Consider the following 19,280-nt stretch of genomic DNA (forward strand, 5'->3'; position numbering starts at 1 on the left):
CGATCATTGGTGCAGGATCTGCCCGAACCTGAATGAGCAGCAGGCCGGCGGAAAGACACCGTGGCAAACCCTTGGGATGAATCCGTTACCGCCCTTACATTTATTCTAGTACCCGAGGCGGTATTCGGCAATGACAAAAATGCGGATGCTGTGTATGACCGCTTCCTTTTTCCTTTAGCACCCGAACCTGAATTCAGGGCCTTGAAACCTGATGTTTATCAAGAACCGGACCAAACTGAGGTTTGGACAAACGAAGATGGATTATTTCTAAAAAACCAGACCGTTATCATTTTCGTCGAATATAAGGTGGTTGGCGGCATGTTGGGAAATGGAAGTCGTTTTTCCCATTTTTTAGGTAATATAGACCACAGTTGGATCGAGGCTGGCCTTCGCATCGCCCTTCTTTTTGGCTTGACAAGCAAGTAACTATTATATAGCTATTTTGTAGTTATGTTATAGCCTGAACCTTCTGGGTGAATCCACTGCCCGGTGCCGGTCAATGCATGACCGGTAAGGACAGCGGACAACCAACGCGTTGCTCTGTCAGGGTCGAAGATGATTACCCCCAATCAGCAAATCCGTCAAAAGAAGAACGGCGGCGAGCCGGAAACCTCCCCTGTGCCCGCCAAAACCGAGTTCAGGATTTACGGGGAGGAGATGATCGAAAAAAAAGTCAAGACGAGCGGGAAAACCGGAAGGATCTATCTGCCCGGCGACTGGGTGGGTAAACAGGTGAAAATCGTTCGCATTGACTGAGGAAAAGAGATCGAATCCGAGGGTATAAACCATGAGGTACGCGGAAACAGGGCATCATTTGGAGATCGATCTGACCCGCGGTAACATCGAACGGGTTGCCACGGACCCCAAGGATACCGAGCTGTATCTGGGTGGACTGGGCACCAGTGCCAAGATCATGTGGGATCGGGTGCCCTCCGAAGTCGAGGCGTTTTCGCCCGACAACCTGCTGATTTTTGCCGCCGGCCTGTTGTGCGGCACGCCGGCGACCGGATGCAATCGCACCATCGTAACCACCATTTCCCCGCAGACGAAGTTGCTGGCTTTCTCCATGATGGGCGGATTCTGGGCTCCGGAGTTGAAATATGCCGGCTATGACAAGGTGATCCTGCGGGGTAAATCCCCGGATCTGGTCTACATATGGATCAAGGACGACAAGGTGGAAATCCGGGACGCCAGCCATCTGAAAGGCAAAGGGGCCGTGGAGACGGCCAACCTGATCTGCGAGGAACTGAAGGAGCCCAAGGCCCAGGTGGCCGCTATCGGTCTGGCCGGCGAGAACCGGGTCTTTTTTGCCTCCATCGAGCAGGGCCGTTCCAGCGCCAGCCGGCAGGGCATCGGGGCGGTGATGGGCGACAAAAGGGTAAAGGCCATCGCCGTGCGGGGAACCCGTGACATTCACCTGGCCCGCCCGGCCGAGTTCATGGCGCTTTGCAGCGAGGTGCTAGAATACATCAAGTTCCGCAACGAAAACCCCATACCGGGCGTCATGCCGATTCTGGCGGGCCTGGGGTCGCCCCAGGAGATGAAGGTTCACGACGAGAAATGGCATACCGAGAATTTCATGTGGGGCAATTCCCGGGAGCGCCGCAAAGGGTTCTGGAACGAGGAGATCGCCCGGGACTGGACCCAAACCATGGAGGATATGCGCACGCGGCTGATCAGTTGCTACAACTGTCCCATGACCTGCGGCGCCACCATCTCCCCGCCAGGCAAGCCGACCTACATGATGAAATGCTTTTCCAAGCTGACATACACCATGGCAGCCTACTCGAACCTGGAATTCGGCCTGGGGATCGCCCAGAGCGCCACCGAGTATGGGGTGGACGGCTTTTCGGCCCCCCAGGTGATGGCCTTTGCCCTGGAACTGCTGGAAAACGGCATTCTGAGCAAGGACGATTTTCCTGGCCTGCCCGAGGACAACGAGGGCCGCTTTCACTGGCTGCTGGACCGCATCGTCCGGCGGGAAGGCATCGGCGACGTACTGGCCGACGGCACCTACTGGGCGGCCAAAGCGATCGGCAACGGGGCCGAAGCATACGCCCACAACAACATCAAGAAGCACGAGCAGCTGCCCCTCAAACTATCCATGCTCAACCCCATCTATTTTCTGATGTACGCCACCGGTGAGAAGATGAACATCACCCAGATCGAAGGGCAGTTTCCCCAGGCGCCCTATCCCAAACGGGAGCACCGCGAAGCGTTCGTCAAGGACTGGTTCCAGGTGCCTGACGAGAAGTTCAAGCAGTATTTTCTGGACTGGGAGCCCCGCGGTGAAAAATCGATTCCCTATTACCCCACGCCCGAGATGTGCTGCGACATCGTCGACTGGCAGGAGCGCATGCACTACATCGACGACGCCCTGGGTATGTGCGCCGGCCTCTCTTCGTTCCCGCTCAAGCCGCCCTATCACATCCACAACTACCCGAAATTCATCTCTGCCGGAGCGGGCATCGAGATGGATGAAGAGACGTTGACCCGGGCCGCCAAGCGCTATCGAACTTTGGTGCGGGCCATCAACACCCGCCGGGGGTTGCGTCGCAAAGACGACCGGCCTCCTGAAAACCACTGGAAAAAGAGATTTCCCGAACTGGAAAAAGAACTTTTAGACACCTACTACGCTTTCAAGGGCTGGAACGAGCAGGGGATCCCCACCAAGGAATCGCTGCACGAACTGGGGCTGGACCACGTGTACGAGGAATTCGAGAAACGGGGCATCTACTCGAAAACGGACGAGCCGCCTTTGCCGGAAGATCCGGTTGAACCGGGCAAGGAGGTGTAGCCGTGGCCACCGAAAAAAAGATCGTCAAAACCATCCGAATCAACGCCGATCTGTGCAACGGTTGCCGAGCCTGCGAAATGATCTGTTCGGCCTTTCACGCCCAGCCCAAATACTCGAGCAACAATCCGGCACGGGCCCGCATTCGCGTGCTGCGGCATCCGCTGCAGGACATTTATGTGCCGGTCTATGCCGGTGAGTCCGCCGGAGCCGAGTGCGCCGGGCGGGACAAGTATATCATCGACGGCAAAGAATACGACGAGTGCGCCTTCTGCCGGGCGCCGTGTCCCTCCAGGGCCGATTTCAAGGAGCCCGATTCCGGTCTGCCCTTGAAATGCGACATGTGTGAAGGCGAAGAGGAGCCTCTCTGCGTCAAATGGTGCATCACGGACGCATTGGTCCTCGAAGAGCGGGAGGAGGAAGTTGAATTGGCAGCCGAACAGGAGGAACTGGATATTGGCCTTGAATCACTGGCTGAGAAGTACGGGATTGAGAAGGTTGTCGATGCGGTGGCCAGGATGTCCGTGGCAAAAAAAGGCTGAAAAGGAAACCATTGATTCGTGGAGACGGTAGCCGACTATAAAGAGATTGTCGACGAGATCAAGGCCAATGGCGGCGAGAACTTTACCCGCTGCTATCAATGCGGTTTGTGCGATGCGGTCTGCCCGTGGAATCGCTTGATCGATTTCAGCATGCGCAGGGTCGTCCGGCAGGCGACCTTCGGCATGACCGATATCGAGAGCGAGGATATCTGGCGCTGTACGACCTGTGGACTTTGCCCCCAGCAGTGCCCCAGAGATGTGGGCCAGATCGAATCGGGCATTTCCCTGCGCCGGCTGGCCACGGAATACGGCATCTTCCCCAATGCTGTTAAACCGCTGCGGTCGGTCAGCGCCAGTTTGAGCGGTGCCGGAAACCCTCTGGGAGAAGATCGGCAGGCCCGGGGGGACTGGGGCAAGGAGCTGTCCGTCAAGCCCTTTGAAGAGGGGATGACCCTGCTCTATTTTTCCGGCTGCTACCTCAGTTACGACCCCCGATTGAAAAAGGTCGCCCGGGCCACCGCTGCAATCCTCAACAGCGCCGGTATCGACTACGGCATTTTGGGCAACCGGGAGAGCTGCTGCGGCGAGAGCATTCGCAAAACCGGCAACGAAGAACTGTTCAAACGCCTGGCCCGGGAAAACATCAAGGCTTTCGTCGACAGCGGCGTGAAAAAAATCCTGGTCTCTTCTCCGCATTGCTACCATACCTTTAAGAACGAATACCCCGAATTCATGGTGCACTTCGAAGTGGTGCATGTGGCCCAACTCCTGGCGCAACTGATCGATGAAGGGCGGCTGGTTTTCTCCGGCGAATACTCCCGCAAGGTGGTCTATCATGACCCCTGCTACCTGGGGCGCCACAACGGCATCTACGAAGAACCGCGCAGGGTTCTTTCACAAATACCCGGTTTGACGCTGGTGGAACTGCCCGAATCCCGGGAGACCAGCCTCTGCTGCGGCGGCGGCGGCGGCCGCATCTGGATGGAAACCGTCAAGGGTGAGCGCTTTTCCGATCTGCGGGTGGCCCAGGCCGTCGAAACCGGTGCCGAGGTTCTGGCCACGGCCTGCCCCTACTGCATCGCCAATTTCGAAGACAGCCGCTTGGCCCTGAATGATGAAAACGCACCGGAGATCAAGGATATTACCGAGATTGTGGTGGAGGCAATATAGTTGGTGGCATGGAACTTTATCCAGTTAGCAAATACCAAATCACAAAATCCAAATCACAAATAAAAAACAATGTCCAAATTCGAAACTCCAATTCGTCGGTGTTTGGTTCTTTTTGAAGATTGAATATTGGAATTTATTTGAGATTTGGTGCTTGTAGGTTGTTATTTCAGCAATCGAATGGGTTGATTTTCTAAAATGCGCTAAATGACTTTCGGCAACAAAAGGAATTTCCTGTGGAAAACCAAATGATCGAGCAGTTGTGTCAGGCATGGGGAAAGGATCGGTTCGGAGACGTCGTGGTGGTAGGCGGAGGGATCAGCGGCATCCAGGCCTCTCTGGATCTCGCCACCGCCGGCTTCAAGGTCTATCTGATCGAAAAATCCCCTGCCATCGGCGGCCACATGGCGCAACTGGACAAGACCTACCCGACCAACGACTGCTCGATGTGAATCCTGTCGCCCAAACTGGTCGAGGTCGGCCGGCATCCTAACATAGAAGTTTTCTCCTACACCGAGGTCGATGATGTACAAGGAGAGGCAGGCGACTTTACGGTCACGCTGAGCAAGAAGCCGCGCTACATCATCGAAGAGAAGTGCACGGGCTGCACCACCTGCGTGGAGTACTGCCCGGTGGAGTACCCGGATCGATTCAACCAGGACATTTCCAGCAACAAGGCGGTGCACATTTACTTTGCCCAGGCCATTCCGTTGATCGCCTATATCGATGAGAGCTGCCTTTATCTCAAGGAGAAGAAGTGCCGCATCTGTGAAGGGGTGTGTCAAAACGACGCTATCGACCTGCATCAGACGCCGCAGAAAATGGAGATCAACGTGGCCGCCATCGTCCTGGCGCCCGGCTACGATGTGTACGATCCGGCCGTCAAGGGCGAATACGGCTACCGGCGGCTGGCCAACGTGGTCACCAGCATGGACTACGAGCGGCTGATGTGCGCCACCGGACCATACGAAGGCGAGATTCTGCGGGCTTCCGACAAGGCGCATCCCCGCAACGTGGCCTGGATCCAGTGTGTGGGCTCCCGGAGGGTCACGAAAGGGGACAACAGCTACTGTTCGGCCACCTGTTGCACCTACACCCAGAAACAGGTGATTCTGACCAAGGACCACGATGCCGAAACCGCCTGCACCATTTTCCACAACGACGTGCGTTCCTACGGCAAGGGATTCGAGGCCTACTACCAGCGGGCCCAACAGCTCCCCGGTGTGCGGTTTATCCGCAGCTATGTCTCTATCGTGGGCGAAGACCCGGAAACCAAAAACGTCATCGTCCGCTACGCCACCGAGGCCGACGGCGTCAAAGAGGAAAGCTTCGACATGGTCGTTCTGTCCGTGGGATTGGGGCCGCCCGCCGATTACCAGGGCCTGGCCGACACCTTCGGCATCGCGGTCAACGAACACGGATTCTGCCGGATCGATTCTTCCAATCCCATGGCGACCTCGCGGCCGGGGATTTTCGTGAGCGGCGCCTTCCAGGGTCCCATGGACATCCCCGAATCGGTGTTTACCGCCAGCGCCGCCGGTTCCCAGTGCGGGCAGCTGCTCGACTACCGGAGGGGCAAGCTGACCCGGGCCAAGGTCTACCCGCCGGAAAAAGATGCCGCCGGTCAGACCCCGCGCATCGGTGTGTTTGTCTGCCACTGCGGCACCAATATCGGCCGGGTGGTGGATGTGCCGGCCACGGTCGACTACGCCCTGACTCTGCCCAATGTGGTCCACGCCCAGGAGCAGCTTTTCTCCTGTGCGACCAACTCCATGAAAGAGATCGTCGACACCATCGTGGAAAAAGACCTCAACCGGGTGGTGGTGGCCGCCTGCAGCCCAAGGACTCTGGAGCCCCTTTTTCGGGACACCCTGCGCGAGGCGGGCATCAATCAATACTACTACGACATGGCCAATATCCGCGAGCACTGCTCCTGGTGCCATTCCAAGGAGAAGGAGGCCGCCACCCGAAAGGCCATGGACATTACCCGCATGTCGGTGGCCCGCTCTGAGGCATTGGAGCCGCTGCAGGAGTTCGACCTGCCGGTCAACAAGGCGGCCCTTGTGGTTGGCGGCGGGTTGGCCGGCATGACCTGTGCACTCTCCATTGCCGACCAGGGGCACGAGGTGTACCTGCTGGAAAAGCAATCCGAACTGGGGGGCACGGCCAGGCGGATTCCGTCTACCCTGGACGGCCAGGATGTGCAGGCATTTGTGGGTGAGCAGGTGCAGCGTGTGTACCGTCACCCATTGATTCACGTATACAACGAGGCGGTCATCACCGAGGCGACCGGTTATGTGGGCAATTTCGTCACCCGCCTGACCTCCGAAAGGGGGCCGGCGACCATCGAACACGGCGCTGTGGTTATCGCCGTGGGCGCCGAGGAATACAAGCCCACCGAATACCTGTACGGGGAGAACGAAAGGGTGGTCACCCATCTCGAACTGGGCGAGCGGATTGCAGCCAAGGACGAGACGATCACCGGTGCCCAAAGTGTGGTGATGATTCAGTGCGTAGGCTGCCGAAACGAGGACCGCAATTACTGCAGCCGGGTATGCTGCGGGCACAGCATCAAAAATGCCCTCAAGCTCAAGGCCCTCAACCCCGAGATGGACGTCGCCATCGCTTTCAGGGATATGCGGACCTATGGGTTTAGTGAGGAGTATTACCGGGAGGCGTCCCAAAAAGAGATCCGCTTCATCCGCTGGACCCCGGAGGAACCACCGCAGGTGGAAGCGGCCAAAAGCGCCGGTCGGTCGGTATTGCGCGTGGTGCTCCGCGATCCCATTTTAGGGCAGCGGCTGGCCATCGACGCCGATCTGCTGGTCCTGGCCGCTGCCATCGTGCCCGCTTCCAGCGCCCAGGAGATTGCCCGTTTTTTCAAGGTGCCCCTGGGGCCGGACGGTTTTTTCCAGGAGGCCCACGTCAAGCTCAGACCGGTGGAATTTGCCGCCGACGGTGTCTTTTTGTGTGGTATGGCCCACTATCCCAAGCACATTCCCGAAGCGATCAACCAGGCTTACGGGGCCGCCGGCCGAGCCCTGACCCTGCTCTCCCACGATATCGTCACCGTTTCCGGGGCGGTTTGCGAGGTGGCCGAGAAAAAATGCATGGGATGCGGCGCCTGCATCGAGGTCTGCACCTATGGCGCCATCGAGCTGCGCAAGACCAAACAGGGCAAGAAGGCCATCGTCAATCCGGTGATCTGCAAAGGCGACGGTCTGTGCAACGCGGTCTGTCCCACCGGCGCCATCGTTTTGAAGCATTTCACCGATCAGGAGATTTGGAGACAGGTCGATGCGTTGGCGAACGAGGAGCAGAAATCTTTTCAACGAGAAAAGTCGGAAGCGGAGTCGGCCGTTTCCGGATGAGCGGCAACCACAGGAGATATTGATTTATGACCGCAGGACACTTGTTTACTCCCAAGATCATCGGGTTTGTCTGTCACTGGTGAGCATACGGGGCAGCTGACCTGGCTGGAGTTTCCAGACTACAATATACACCGGATATCCGGCTCGTCCGGGTGATGTGTTCGGGCCGGGTGGACCTCGCCCATATCCTGCGGGCCTTTGCCAACGGCGTGGACGGCGTCTTTGTCGGCGGCTGCCGGCTGGGGGAGTGCAACTACATTACCCACGGCAACTACCACGCCCTCAACCTCGTGCTTCTGGCCAAAAAAATCCTGGCCCGCATCGGGTTGGACCCCGAGCGGTTGCGGGTAGCCTTCATGTCCGCCGGCGAAGGCAATCGTTTTGTCGAGGTGGTGGACGATTTCACCAGAACGATAAAGGATATTGGCCCCTTGGGGCAATCCGAGGGCCTGGATAATAATTCCGTGGACACTGCGTTGGTCGAGGTTTCCCGGCTGGTGCCCTACATCAAGATCGAAAAACACACCAAGCTTACCGCCCGTCTTGAAAATGAATCCGAGTACGCAGACCATTTTACCGATGAGGAGATCGAACAGCTGTTTGATGAAGTGGTCTCTTACTATATCGATCCGGAGAAATGCCAGGCCTGCATGATCTGCCAGCGCCGCTGTCCGGTGGATGCCATCGACGGCGGAAAAAACCGCATTCACGTGATCGACCAGGAGCGCTGCATCAAATGCGGCACCTGCCTGGATGCCTGCCCTTCCCGGTTCGGGGCGGTCGATAAAATCGTCGGCACGCCGGTGCCGCCGCCGCCCACCGAAGCGCAGCGAAACCTGAAAAGAAAAGCGAAGGCCTGATTCTCGCAGATTTTACGGGTTAAATCCGCTTTGAGTCTGTGACATCCCACCAAAATCAACGGTATCGCCCGGGGATTGCCTGTTATTTCTCTTTGTTCACGATTCCATGCAACAAAATATCCAGTGAATTGCTGAGCATGTCTTCGGAAGAACCAATATCGGGTTTTACGTAAGATTTGATGATGAACATCACGTAAACGGAATATAAAAATGAAGTCGCATAATCGAGGTCAATGTTTCGAAACCGCTTTTCTTCAATGCCCCGCTTGAGAATATCCCTGAGAATGCTCATGGACTCCCGGTTGATCGGTGCAAAATGATCCTCCTTGGTATTCAGCGGAAAGACGGACGGATCGTTCATCAGGACGTTTCTTAAATCATCATTTTCATTCAGGTAGTTAGCCCCCGTTAAGGCATAATTTTGCAGCTGTAAAAGCGGATCGGATTCATTTTCGATTGAACTGGCGGAGGTCCGCTGCCATTCGATCAGTCCGCAAGCCACCGCCTTTTCATACAGATCTCGTTTATTCTGGACATATCGGTATAGTCCGCTTTGGGTCATATGAAATTCCGAGGCGATATCCTCCAGGGTTGCTTTTCTGTATCCATATTTGCCAAAAACCGACAAGGCCGCTTTATAAATCTGCTCCTTCTTGATCTGACGTTTCCTGGATACTCTTTCCGTATGCTTTTCCATCGGTCGTCTCCTGGTCGCTGTGTTATGTTTTATTACTCCGGCAAGTAAAGACAGCAACTCCGTCATGCCGGACTTGATCCGGCATCCAGACTTTTCCTGGATTCCGCCTTCCGCCGGCATGACATGCCTGGTGACTTTTTTACGAGACGGTCACTTTTAAAGTCCGATAAAAAATCTACCATTTTTAGCAAAAAAAGTGAATATATAAAAAAATAATTAACAAATTAATTTTTATCTGGACAATCTCTCATCTGCAAATTATGGTGTTTCACAACTGCATCTCGTTGTTTCGGAACACTTTCTTGGGGGAAGCATGAAAGAAAACAGTTCAACCCGGGTAGGGCAAATGCGGATTGCTTGGAGCGTCATTGGCATTTGCTACTGTATTGTCTGGATCGCTCCTTTCCTCACCGATCTGTCAGGACAGGCTTTCGGTTCGGCGGAAAATCTGGCCAATATGCGGGATTCATCTCAATTCGGTTGGCATGTGATCGCTTTGCTGGGAGCTGTTTCATTCGCTTATTCGCTTGAAATTGAAAAGAGGAACTGGTCCGGTATTTTTGCCGGGTTGGCCTTTGTGCTGATGGATGCATTCAATGAAATGTGGAACGGCCTGATTTTTTCTGCAACCGGAGGGTATTCGGCTTACTGGATGTGCAGTTTCCCGACAGGCTATCAAACGCTTATCGGGTGGAATATTGAGATTATTTTTAATTTTCTTTTCTGGGGGCTTATCATTACCAAAGGCATTCCCCAAGATAAGGAGATGAAGATCTTCGGAATCAACAACCGGATTGTTATCGCTTTCAGTTGGGCGTTGCTGGGAGTGATCGTGGAGATTGTCCTGAACTCGTTTGACGCCCTGATCTGGAACTACTGGTGGTGGAGTACCCGATTTCCGTTCTTCTTGCTGATTCTGGCTTATTTCCCGTTCGCGTTGATCACGTATTTTATCTATGATCTGCCTTCGACAAAGCTGCAGGCCACCTTCGTGGGGAGTATGGCCGGCGGATTGGCCGTCTGCTACATTGTATTTATAGCCGTTGGCTGGATTTGATATCCATACTGGTACTTATCCAGGAATGATTTCTCTTTGAGCGGTCCATTCATTGTATAAAAGCTTCATCGCTATTGATACTGCCTATAACCGGAAGGTTACCAGTTCCACCCAGAATCAAGCCTTGTGCGCCCTCGTTTTTCTATACCGGCAGGTATTATCGAGAATCTGGAAGCGGAACTGCCCATCGCGCCGAGTCTTTTCGGCTGTACCCGCTGCTTCGGCTTGCGGGTGAAGAGAGACTCGATGATCGACGCCCACATCATGGATGGCGATCTGGCCATCATTCGGCCTGGACAGCGGGTCGAAAACGGGGAAATCGCCGCGGTGATGGTTCAGGACCTGCTTTTGGAGGCGACGCTCAAGATCGTGCGTCGAACGAAAAGCAGCCTGTCCCTCCATCCGGTCAACGCGGCGTACGATGTCATGGTTTTCAAGGGACCCCGGCGAAAGCGGGTCTCGATCCTGGGTAAATTTGTGCGGGTTGTCCGTAGAGCCTGACCGGGATCAGAGGTCTTTTTTCAGATTGATGAATTTGCTGCGGTCGAAGCCCAAGGTTTTGAAAAAGGAGAGCAGATCAGTGGAATCCCAGCGCACCGAGGTGTAGACACGGTTGATCCCCATCTGCTTGTAGAGTTTAAAAATTTCGCGGGCAAGACGGTCTCCGATCCCCTGGCCCATGTATTCGGGGTCCACGCCAAGGGTGGCGATCCAGGCACTTTTCTCAATGCCGAAGCCGAAGGTGAGAATATAGCTGATCATGAACCCGATGACCTTGCCATCCAACTCGGCCACGAAACAGATGTCGTTTTCGGTTCGGGCGTGTTTTTCGATCAGGGCGGTAAAGTCCACATCCACGGGTTTCCGGACGATGGACGCATAGATTTCGCAGATGTCATCCGTATCGGCGACCTGAAGTTCTCTGATCCGAACGTTTTCCACGGAGCTGTCCTTTATCTCGATAGTGCGATTGGGTTAATCCATCCGGATGATCTTGACGTGGCGGCCCACCCAGTCCGGCGGCAGGTAAACCCGGCCGCTGTTGCCGCTGGATTTGACCAGCTTCTCGATCATCTCCTCACCGTATATCTCGAACTTGACTTTCGGGGGTGCGTGTTCCGGCGACGTTTCGTCCCCGCGGGTTTTCTGATCATCTGCCACGATGAATACCCGTTCCTTTCAAATGCCTCGATGGCGATGGTTTCCAATGTTCACGAATCATTTTTCTTATCATTCGTTCCGGAAGGGGTCAAGGCAGTTTAGCTAGATTGTCGCTGTGATTCAGCTACCCCGTGCCCATCCATAAATGGCCAATTTGTACGATATCTGCGTTAAACGAAAAATTTATTCCTCGAAATATAACCCATATACACCCCAAGGGCACTTCCTGCGGGGCGACTTCGGTAAAATTTTTCGAAAGCCTTGAGCTTGAACAAATTTGCCTATTTCTGGCCGGACACGGACTAAAGAAACTCCCCGTTCGGTCGATGGTAAAACTATGAAAAAACCATTCCGGCCCGTCGAAGCCGAAGCTGTGTTTGTCCGGGTGCGGTCATACGATTTTTTATGGATGCAAGGAGATTGTTTTGTTTAAGCAAATCAGCCTGATAAAAAAGTTCGCCATCGGATTCAGCCTGATCCTGATCCTTCTGGTGGCACTGGCCGTCGTGGGATACCGCAGCCAGTCCGGTATTGCCCGGCGCGCCAGGGTATCGGATGCCATCAACGCCATTGGACAGTCCCTGGCCCTGGCGAGGCAGCACGAACAGGGCGTCGTCATCAGCCTCAACAATCAGAATGTGGACAACGTCCGCCGGGCGCTAAGTGAAATGAAATCCGAAATTACCGGCCTGGAAAGCATTTCTGCGGACGGGACTGTCAAGGAGCAGTTGGCGACCATCCAATCCCGTGCACAGGATTACGAAAAGGCCTTCGAAGCGTTTGTGGACCTGGCCGAAGCCCAGGGCGCAGAAGCCGGCCGAATGAGTGAAAAGGCGCGTTTTGCGCTGGATCTGACCTCGCAGATTCGCGACCGGGAGCAGGCCGGTCTCGAGGAACTCCGCCAGACGAGCCAAACCGTTATTGCCCAGAAAACCGCCTGGGTGGATGCCGCGGCCCAAATTTACAATACGGCTCTGGAGGCCAAGGTAAGCCGTGTCTCTCTCATAAACAAGAACGAACTGAGCACCATGGCCCAGTGGAAGGGCAGCAACAAGAAACTGGCCCAACAGGTGCGCCAGCTTCGATCACAGCTGCAGACACCCGAGAACATGGAACTGGCCGACCAGATCGTAAAGCTTCAGAAGCGATACATTGACGGTGTGCTGGGATATCTGCGAACCCTACAAAACAAAGACCTCAATCGCATGATCCAATCGGTCAAGGACTATACCTGGGCGATTACTTCCCTGCAGTTCGAGCTGCGACAGCAATTGGACTTTTACAGGGAAGATACCCAGGCCCTTTTCGACCGGAAGTTGGCTTTGACGCAATGTGTCAATGCCATGACCAACCTGCTGATCCATGCCCAGTTGAATGAAAAAGCAATGATGGCTTCCCGAGATCCGTCCAAATCCGGAAAGGTGACCGAAAATATCCAGGGGATCTATTCGGCAGCAGATTCTCTGAAGGAACAGGTTGAAGATCAGCAAGTTCTCGAAGAGATCGCACCCATCGTTGCGGCGGTTTCCGATTACGAATCCGCATTCAACGAGACCGTGAATCTATTGCGCCGCCAGCTCCAGTCGCAGGATCGCATGGCCCAGGCCGCCGGTCAGGTGGATCGCGTCTGCAGCGATGCCCGGATCGGTCAGAAAGCCAAGGCCGAAAGCCAGATGTCCCGGTCCAATTTCCTGATGCTGGCGGGCACCCTGGTGGCCGTTGCCATTGGCATTCTCTTTGCCGTGGCCACTGCCTTTATGGTCGTGCGGCCGGTGCGGAGAACCGCTGACATGCTCAAAAACATCGCCCAGGGTGACGGCGATCTCACCCGACGTCTGACCATTGAGAGCGGGGACGAGATCGGCCAGATGGCCGGATGGTTCAACACGTTCATTTCCAAACTGCACAATATCGTCCGCAATATTTCGCAGTCTTTTGAAACCGTAAGTGCATCCTCCGACCAGCTGCAGGTCATCTCCGGTCAGATGGATGCAGGGGTGCGCGAGATGGGTGAGAAATCAGCGGCCGTGGCCAATGCGGCCGACGAAATGAGCCAGCATATGCATTCCATCGCCGCAGTCAGCGAAAAGGCCTCCAGCAACGTGGAACTGGTGGCATCGGCCATGGAACACATGCGCCAGACGGTGACCGATGTCGGCCAAAGCTCGGACCAGGCAGGGGCCGTTACCCGTCGGGCGGTGGAAGAAGCCCGGATGGCATCTACCAAAGTGGACAGCCTGGGCAGTGCTGCCGCCGAGATCGGCAAGGTGACCCAGTTGATTACCGACATTTCCGACCAGACCAACCTGCTGGCCCTGAACGCCACCATCGAGGCGGCCCGGGCCGGCGAGGCCGGCAAGGGCTTTGCCGTGGTGGCCAACGAGATCAAGGAACTGGCCAAGCAGACCGCAGAGGCCACCCAGGGGATTAAACGGCAGATCGAGGGTATTCAGACCTCCACCGCCGAAACCGTATCGGACATCAGCCGCATCGCCGATGTGATCGGTGAGGTGGACGAGATGGTGTCCTCCATCGGTTCCGCCGTGGAAGTGCAGGTCGCGGCTGCCGGCGATATCAGCGAGAATGTCGGCCAGGCGGCCAGCGGCATGGCAGAAGTCAACGAAAGCGTGACTCGAACCAGTGCTTTTGCGGGAGAAATCGCCTCCGACATTGCCGAGGTGAACCGGATTGCCGGGGCGATTGCGGACAACAGCACCCAGGTGAGCGTCAACGCCGGGGACCTTGCCCTTCTGGCCAAAGACCTGATCGTCACCATCGGGGAATTCAAAGTGGACCGTACCGGCGACGACAGCCGGGTTGTTTCATCGGAGATAGTGGATCTGATCGTCTGGGACAAACGCATCCAGTTCGATATCGAAGCCATCGACCGGCAGCACCGCCGCCTGGTTGATCTGATCAACCAGCTTCACAGCGCCATGCGCAGACGGGCCGGCCAACGGGTTATGGCATCCATCCTGACCGAATTGGCCGATTATACGAAGCAGCACTTCAAGGATGAAGAAGGCTTGATGAAAAAGCACGGCTACGAGGATCTGGATGCCCACCGAAAGCTTCACAGGAAGCTGGTCGATCAGGTGGTGGAATTCAAGCAGCGATTCGAGTCCGGTGACGCGACGGTTTCCATGGAATTGATGACGTTTCTAAAAGACTGGCTGCTCAACCACATCGACAAGGTGGACCGCAAGTATGTGCCGGTGCTGAAAAAAAGCTAAACTATAAAAGCAAGCACTCGAGAATAAATGCCGCTTCTTTGGAAGTCGCATTGTGGCAGGGATGCCAGGCGGGTGGCATTGTGTCGAAGAATTACTCCGGTTCCCCTTGTCTTCCCTCATCCAAGTCCGGGTCGGACGCTTTCGATTGAATGCTTGCATACTGCTCCGGATACATTTTTTGCATGCAGGCCGGGCAGATTCCATGGCTGAAGCGGGCATCCGAATGGGTGCTGATGTACTCCTCGATCTGGTTCCAATAGCCTTTGTCATCACGGATTTTTTTACAGACGGAGCAAATGGGAATAAATCCGCTTAAGGTTTTTACCTCTTCCAGTGCGCTCCTGAGTTCGGCGATCAACGCTTCGTTTTTTTCGTTTTGCTGCTTGATTTCCTCTGATTGACGATCAATCAGCCGGCGATTGAAGAAATCTTGACGATTGTAAAGAAACAGGACCCGGGAAAGAATAAAGGCGACGATGGCAAATGCAACAACATTGATGAGATGGATGGCCATGGACTGTCCTATCGCAAAATACACCCCGATCAACAAAATCACCATTGAAGCCATGTAGGTGCCGAACAGAACCAGCCTGATCCGATTGGGCAGTACGAATATGGAGGCGTAGGCAAAAACCATCCCGATATAGACGTCGATGGCACTGCCGGCCAGCACGTCGCCCAAAGCTAGCGGCAGTGTAGACAGCAGAGCAGTAGCCAGCACTCCATTGATAAGTCGTTTGTGAGACCTTTGAATCGACGACGGTCTCTGCGGCATTTTCCACCGGGCGAGCAGCAGGATGCCGGCCAGTAGAAACAGAAGGCCGAGATGAGAAAAAGCGATGATCGGATAGCCAATGGATTGTTGCCAATACCCGTGAAAAAATCGAATGAGATCCCAGATGAAAAGTGGCAGAAAAATAACCAGGGCGACCATGGCCATCATTCGCATGCGGCTGAAATTTTGAAAGGCGATGGTGGAATAAAAATCGGCGGCGTCCGCATCGCGAATTTCTTCAGGTGAAAATTCTGTTTTCCGGCGGCGCCGTTGTTCGGAAGGCTGCGACATGGTCGGCTTCCTGTTTAAAGACGGATTCTTCCTGTCAATCACGAAAAAGAGCTGACGGAAAGTCCCAGAAATTTGGAGCGGATGCGTTCGAGATGGTCTAAAAGATAGCGTTTCCGGGCCAGGCCAATCTCCCGGGGATTGTTTTCGACCAGCAGCGCCGAGGTCTCCACAAGTTCTTTTTTAACCGCGGCAACCTCGATGTTCCAGTCTTCCGCGTTCATCTTCAACATATTATAGTACCACAAACGGAAGGTCAACGCATACAGGCGATCCGAGGTTTCCTTTAAAAAAGGGTTTCCGGCCGCTTCCAGGAACAGGGCTTTTATGGAAAAATCGATGTCGGCCAATGCTTGGGTGTCCTTTTCATGGGGCAGTCGATCACACGCCTGCCTGATGGCATCCAGCTTGTTGAAGTGGGACGGAGAGAACCGTTCGGCGGCAAGACGACCGACCACTTCCTCCAATTCCAGACGGGCCTGGTACACGTTCATGATGCGGTTCAATTCCAGTTCGGTCACCTGAATGCCGGTGCGGGGCAGAATTTTGACCAGGTGCTCCCATTCCAGACGAAAGAGCACCGTTCTCAAGGGGGTCCGGCTGACGCCGAACTCGTCGGCCAGGGCCTGCTCTTTAAGGATCCGGCCCGGTTCGTATTCGATAAACAGGATCCGATGGTGCAGTTGCATGTAAATGTCGATATTCATGGTCTCCCCGGCGAGGATCGCGGCCTAGTAAGAAGGCCGATACCTGCATTGTATGACAGTGTTTTTTTGGTATACCTGTGTAATACAATGCTGCGTTTTTGGCAACCGATTGAAAAAATACCAACTTACCAATAAACCATTGACGGGGGAAATGATATTCGCTATGGGGAGAGTGCGTAGATTTGATCAAATTTCATATCAAATAAAGGATCAACATGGATTTGACACTCATGGAAGGCAATGAAGCCATCGGCTGGGGCGCCGTGGCGGCCGGCTGCAACTTTTTTGCCGGTTACCCCATCACGCCGGCCACCACCATTTACAACACCATGCTGAAACTGCTGCCGCCCAAGGGCGGGGTCTGCATGCAGGGAGAGGACGAGATCGCCTCCATCGGCTTTTGCCTGGGGGCTTCCATGGCCGGCATGAAAGCCATGACGGCCACATCGGGTCCCGGAATCAGTCTTTACAGCGAGCAGATCTCCTTTGCCATCGGCAGCGAGATCCCCATCGTCATCGTCGACGTCCAGCGGCTGGGACCGTCCACCGGATCGGCCACCAAGGGGGCCGACGGCGATATCCAGTTCCTGCAGTGGGGCAACAGCGGCGGGCTGCCCGTGATCGTACTGGCCCCCACCGATGTAAAGGACTGCTACGAGTTGACTGTTAAGGCCTTTAACCTGGCCGAACAGTACCGCTGCCCGGTGTTTGTCGCCGCCAACAAAGAGATCTCCATGACCCGTGAGACATTGTGCCTGGATGAACTCTCCCTGCCGCCGGTGGTCCAACGCCGCCGGGCGGAACCGGATCAGGACTTTTTGCCATTTAAGACCGGCGAGGGAGAAACGGTGCCCGCCTTTCTGCCCATCGGCGGGCAGACGTTGGTGCGTCAGACCTCTTCCACCCACGGGGTCAACGGATACATCACCACGGATCCCGAAGAGATTGCCATGATGCAGGGGCGCCTGAAGGAGAAGATCGAAGGGGCGGTGGCCGATTTTACCTATTATGATGAAATCCGCACAACCGAAGCCGAAAACCTGATCGTCACTTACGGGATTACTGCCCGGGCGGCCAGGGTGGCGGTTGAGCGCTTGAAGGCCAAAGGAAAGCCCGCATCCCTGCTGGTTCTGAAAACCCTGTGGCCTGTGCCCGAGGCGCTGATTCGAAAAGCCGTGGCGCCGTACAAGCGGGTGGTGGTGGCCGAAATGAACCTGGGACAGTACGTGCGGGAGATTCAGCGCCTGCTGCCGGAAAAAGAGATCGCTTTTGCAGGCGGAATGAACGGAGAGTTGATCAAACCCGCACAGATCATGGAGGGGGTCGCCAATGGATAGTCTGTTAAATGCAAGCCGGCCGGCGGTTTTCTGCCCGGGCTGCGCCCACGACCAGGTGCTGCGCGCCTTGGACAAGACCCTGATTTCGATGGGGTACGGCGGCGAGGATGTGGCCATCGTCACCGATATCGGCTGCTCCGGCCTTTTCGATACGTTCTTCAACACCCATGCTTTCCACGGCCTGCACGGCCGGGCCCTGACCTACGCCACCGGCATCAAGATGGCCCGGCCGGACGTGAAGGTCATCGTCACCATGGGCGACGGTGGACTGGGCATCGGCGGCGCCCATGTGCTTTCCACCTGCCGGCGCAACGTCGACCTGACCCTGCTGGTGCTCAACAACTTCAACTATGGCATGACCGGCGGGCAGTGTTCGTCCACCACCCCCCAGGATGCCGTGGTGGGCTCCGGTTTTCTCAACAAGCTGGAAAAGCCGGTGGACATCTGCCAGGTAGCCGGCGCCGCCGGTGCGCCATGGGTCAAGCGGGCCTCCACCTACCAGCAGGACCTGGGTGAAATCCTCAAGGCGGCCATCGAATTCGACGGTTTTTCTCTGATAGACATCTGGGGGATCTGCCCGGGCCGCTACACCCGGCGCAACAAACTGACGTTTAAGTTGGTCGGGGAAAAGCTGGATCAAATGCCGTCGCTGGCCGATTATGAGGCCATCAACGCCCGTATGGAGTACGGCAAGGCCTATCGTAAGGAAGCGGCCACCCTCGGTACGCCGAAGGACCCGGTGCGCATCCCGGCCACCTGTGCGGCGCCTGCAGCCGGTCGGCAGGAGGTGGTCCTTTTGGGCAGCGCTGGCCAGCGGATCATCACGGCCGGTGAACTGCTGTGCCTGGCCGGAGCGTCGGCCGGCTGCCATGCCACCCAGAAGAACGATTATCCCATCACCGTTATGCGGGGGCATTCGGTCAGTGAAGTGATTCTTGCCGACACGCCCATCGACTACACCGGCATCGAAGACCCGTCGGTAGTCATCGCCCTGGCCCCGGAAGGGGTCAACCGCCGCCGGAAAATGTTCACAGCCCTTTCCCCACAGGCTTTGGTGATCAAGGCGTCCGGGGTCGATCTGCCCGCATGCCGGGCCCAGGTGGTGGACATCGATTTCAAGGCCCGCAAGATCAAATCCCAGGATTGGGCCCTGGCGGCCCTGGCGGTGCTGGCCCAGCGCGGGAATGCGCTGAATCGGGAAATGCTCACCGCAGCCCTGGAACTGCGGTTCAACCGGACGGTATTGGAAATGGCATCGGCTGTGATCGAGAAGGTCGCTGCTTGAAGAAAT

Annotated in this window: 19 protein-coding genes and 1 pseudogene; 15 read left to right on the forward strand and 5 right to left on the reverse strand. The window is 55.7% G+C overall.

What is annotated here, in order from left to right:
• Window positions 1–60: 60 nt before the first annotated feature.
• From GN111_RS32695 to GN111_RS34700, 9 genes and pseudogenes are all read left to right on the forward strand, one after another.
• The gene (locus tag GN111_RS32695; RefSeq protein WP_155307759.1) at window positions 61–426 is read left to right on the forward strand and encodes a hypothetical protein; all 366 of its coding nucleotides are present in this window, start codon (window positions 61–63) and stop codon (window positions 424–426) included.
• 129 nt (window positions 427–555) lie between these two features.
• Window positions 556–756, forward strand: a complete 201-nt coding sequence (locus tag GN111_RS32700; protein ID WP_155307760.1) for a DUF2080 family transposase-associated protein — start codon at window positions 556–558, stop codon at window positions 754–756.
• 31 nt (window positions 757–787) lie between these two features.
• Entirely contained in the window at window positions 788–2,797 is a 2,010-nt protein-coding gene (locus GN111_RS32705; protein ID WP_155307761.1) for an aldehyde ferredoxin oxidoreductase N-terminal domain-containing protein, read from the forward strand.
• A 2-nt stretch (window positions 2,798–2,799) separates the two neighbouring features.
• Window positions 2,800–3,336, forward strand: coding sequence for a 4Fe-4S dicluster domain-containing protein (locus GN111_RS32710; RefSeq protein WP_155307762.1), 537 nt, complete (start codon window positions 2,800–2,802; stop codon window positions 3,334–3,336).
• 18 nt (window positions 3,337–3,354) lie between these two features.
• On the forward strand, window positions 3,355–4,506 hold the full coding sequence (locus GN111_RS32715) for a (Fe-S)-binding protein (RefSeq protein WP_155307763.1): 1,152 nt from the start codon (window positions 3,355–3,357) through the stop codon (window positions 4,504–4,506).
• A 233-nt stretch (window positions 4,507–4,739) separates the two neighbouring features.
• Window positions 4,740–4,955: an FAD-dependent oxidoreductase gene (locus GN111_RS34690; protein ID WP_492207410.1), complete on the forward strand. Its 216-nt coding sequence runs from the start codon at window positions 4,740–4,742 to the stop codon at window positions 4,953–4,955.
• A gap of 129 nt (window positions 4,956–5,084) precedes the next feature.
• A complete protein-coding gene (locus GN111_RS32720; protein WP_492207414.1) occupies window positions 5,085–7,874 on the forward strand; it encodes an FAD-dependent oxidoreductase in 2,790 nt (929 codons plus the stop codon).
• Between the two features lie 95 nt (window positions 7,875–7,969).
• A pseudogene (locus GN111_RS34695) lies at window positions 7,970–8,290 on the forward strand (hydrogenase iron-sulfur subunit); the annotation flags it as partial.
• Window positions 8,291–8,482: 192 nt separating this feature from the next.
• Window positions 8,483–8,734 carry a DUF362 domain-containing protein gene (locus GN111_RS34700; protein ID WP_492207415.1) on the forward strand — a complete coding sequence of 84 codons (252 nt, stop codon included), beginning with the start codon at window positions 8,483–8,485 and terminating at the stop codon, window positions 8,732–8,734.
• Between the two features lie 82 nt (window positions 8,735–8,816).
• Here the strand turns inward: GN111_RS34700 and GN111_RS32730 are convergent, their stop codons facing one another.
• Window positions 8,817–9,551 carry a TetR/AcrR family transcriptional regulator gene (locus GN111_RS32730; protein ID WP_155307765.1) on the reverse strand — a complete coding sequence of 245 codons (735 nt, stop codon included), beginning with the start codon at window positions 9,549–9,551 and terminating at the stop codon, window positions 8,817–8,819.
• A 193-nt stretch (window positions 9,552–9,744) separates the two neighbouring features.
• Here GN111_RS32730 and GN111_RS32735 point away from each other — a divergent pair, with 193 nt between their 5' ends.
• From GN111_RS32735 to GN111_RS32740, 3 genes are read left to right on the forward strand one after another with little or no spacing between them, the layout of a single operon-like run.
• Window positions 9,745–10,488, forward strand: a complete 744-nt coding sequence (locus tag GN111_RS32735) for a hypothetical protein (protein WP_155307766.1) — start codon at window positions 9,745–9,747, stop codon at window positions 10,486–10,488.
• 52 nt (window positions 10,489–10,540) lie between these two features.
• Window positions 10,541–10,723, forward strand: a complete 183-nt coding sequence (locus GN111_RS34565; RefSeq protein WP_353740194.1) for a phage integrase N-terminal SAM-like domain-containing protein — start codon at window positions 10,541–10,543, stop codon at window positions 10,721–10,723.
• Window positions 10,645–10,989 (forward strand): LexA family protein, encoded by a 345-nt coding sequence (locus tag GN111_RS32740; protein ID WP_435050938.1) that lies wholly within the window; start codon window positions 10,645–10,647, stop codon window positions 10,987–10,989. The genes GN111_RS34565 and GN111_RS32740 overlap by 79 nt, the downstream gene beginning before the upstream one ends.
• Before the next feature lie 6 nt (window positions 10,990–10,995).
• On the opposite strand, the gene GN111_RS32745 is transcribed toward GN111_RS32740, so the two are convergent.
• Together GN111_RS32745 and GN111_RS34100 are read right to left on the reverse strand one after the other, a co-directional pair.
• Window positions 10,996–11,430: a GNAT family N-acetyltransferase gene (locus tag GN111_RS32745; protein ID WP_155307768.1), complete on the reverse strand. Its 435-nt coding sequence runs from the start codon at window positions 11,428–11,430 to the stop codon at window positions 10,996–10,998.
• 33 nt (window positions 11,431–11,463) lie between these two features.
• Window positions 11,464–11,649 carry a DUF2080 family transposase-associated protein gene (locus tag GN111_RS34100; protein ID WP_231715621.1) on the reverse strand — a complete coding sequence of 62 codons (186 nt, stop codon included), beginning with the start codon at window positions 11,647–11,649 and terminating at the stop codon, window positions 11,464–11,466.
• 425 nt (window positions 11,650–12,074) lie between these two features.
• Between GN111_RS34100 and GN111_RS32755 the strand changes: the two genes are divergently transcribed.
• Window positions 12,075–14,882: a bacteriohemerythrin gene (locus GN111_RS32755; protein WP_155307769.1), complete on the forward strand. Its 2,808-nt coding sequence runs from the start codon at window positions 12,075–12,077 to the stop codon at window positions 14,880–14,882.
• Window positions 14,883–14,973: 91 nt separating this feature from the next.
• Here the strand turns inward: GN111_RS32755 and GN111_RS32760 are convergent, their stop codons facing one another.
• Both GN111_RS32760 and GN111_RS32765 read right to left on the reverse strand, forming a co-directional pair.
• Window positions 14,974–15,948, reverse strand: a complete 975-nt coding sequence (locus GN111_RS32760; RefSeq protein WP_155307770.1) for a hypothetical protein — start codon at window positions 15,946–15,948, stop codon at window positions 14,974–14,976.
• Between the two features lie 38 nt (window positions 15,949–15,986).
• Entirely contained in the window at window positions 15,987–16,652 is a 666-nt protein-coding gene (locus GN111_RS32765; RefSeq protein WP_155307771.1) for a GntR family transcriptional regulator, read from the reverse strand.
• 215 nt (window positions 16,653–16,867) lie between these two features.
• Between GN111_RS32765 and GN111_RS32770 the strand changes: the two genes are divergently transcribed.
• Entirely contained in the window at window positions 16,868–17,989 is a 1,122-nt protein-coding gene (locus GN111_RS32770; protein WP_155307772.1) for a transketolase C-terminal domain-containing protein, read from the forward strand.
• Window positions 17,982–19,274 carry a thiamine pyrophosphate-dependent enzyme gene (locus tag GN111_RS32775; RefSeq protein WP_155307773.1) on the forward strand — a complete coding sequence of 431 codons (1,293 nt, stop codon included), beginning with the start codon at window positions 17,982–17,984 and terminating at the stop codon, window positions 19,272–19,274. Before GN111_RS32770 ends, GN111_RS32775 begins: the two co-directional genes overlap by 8 nt.
• The last annotated feature ends 6 nt before the right edge of the window (window positions 19,275–19,280 follow it).

Source organism: Desulfosarcina widdelii, assembly GCF_009688965.1.
Taxonomy (GTDB): Bacteria; Desulfobacterota; Desulfobacteria; order Desulfobacterales; family Desulfosarcinaceae; genus Desulfosarcina; species Desulfosarcina widdelii.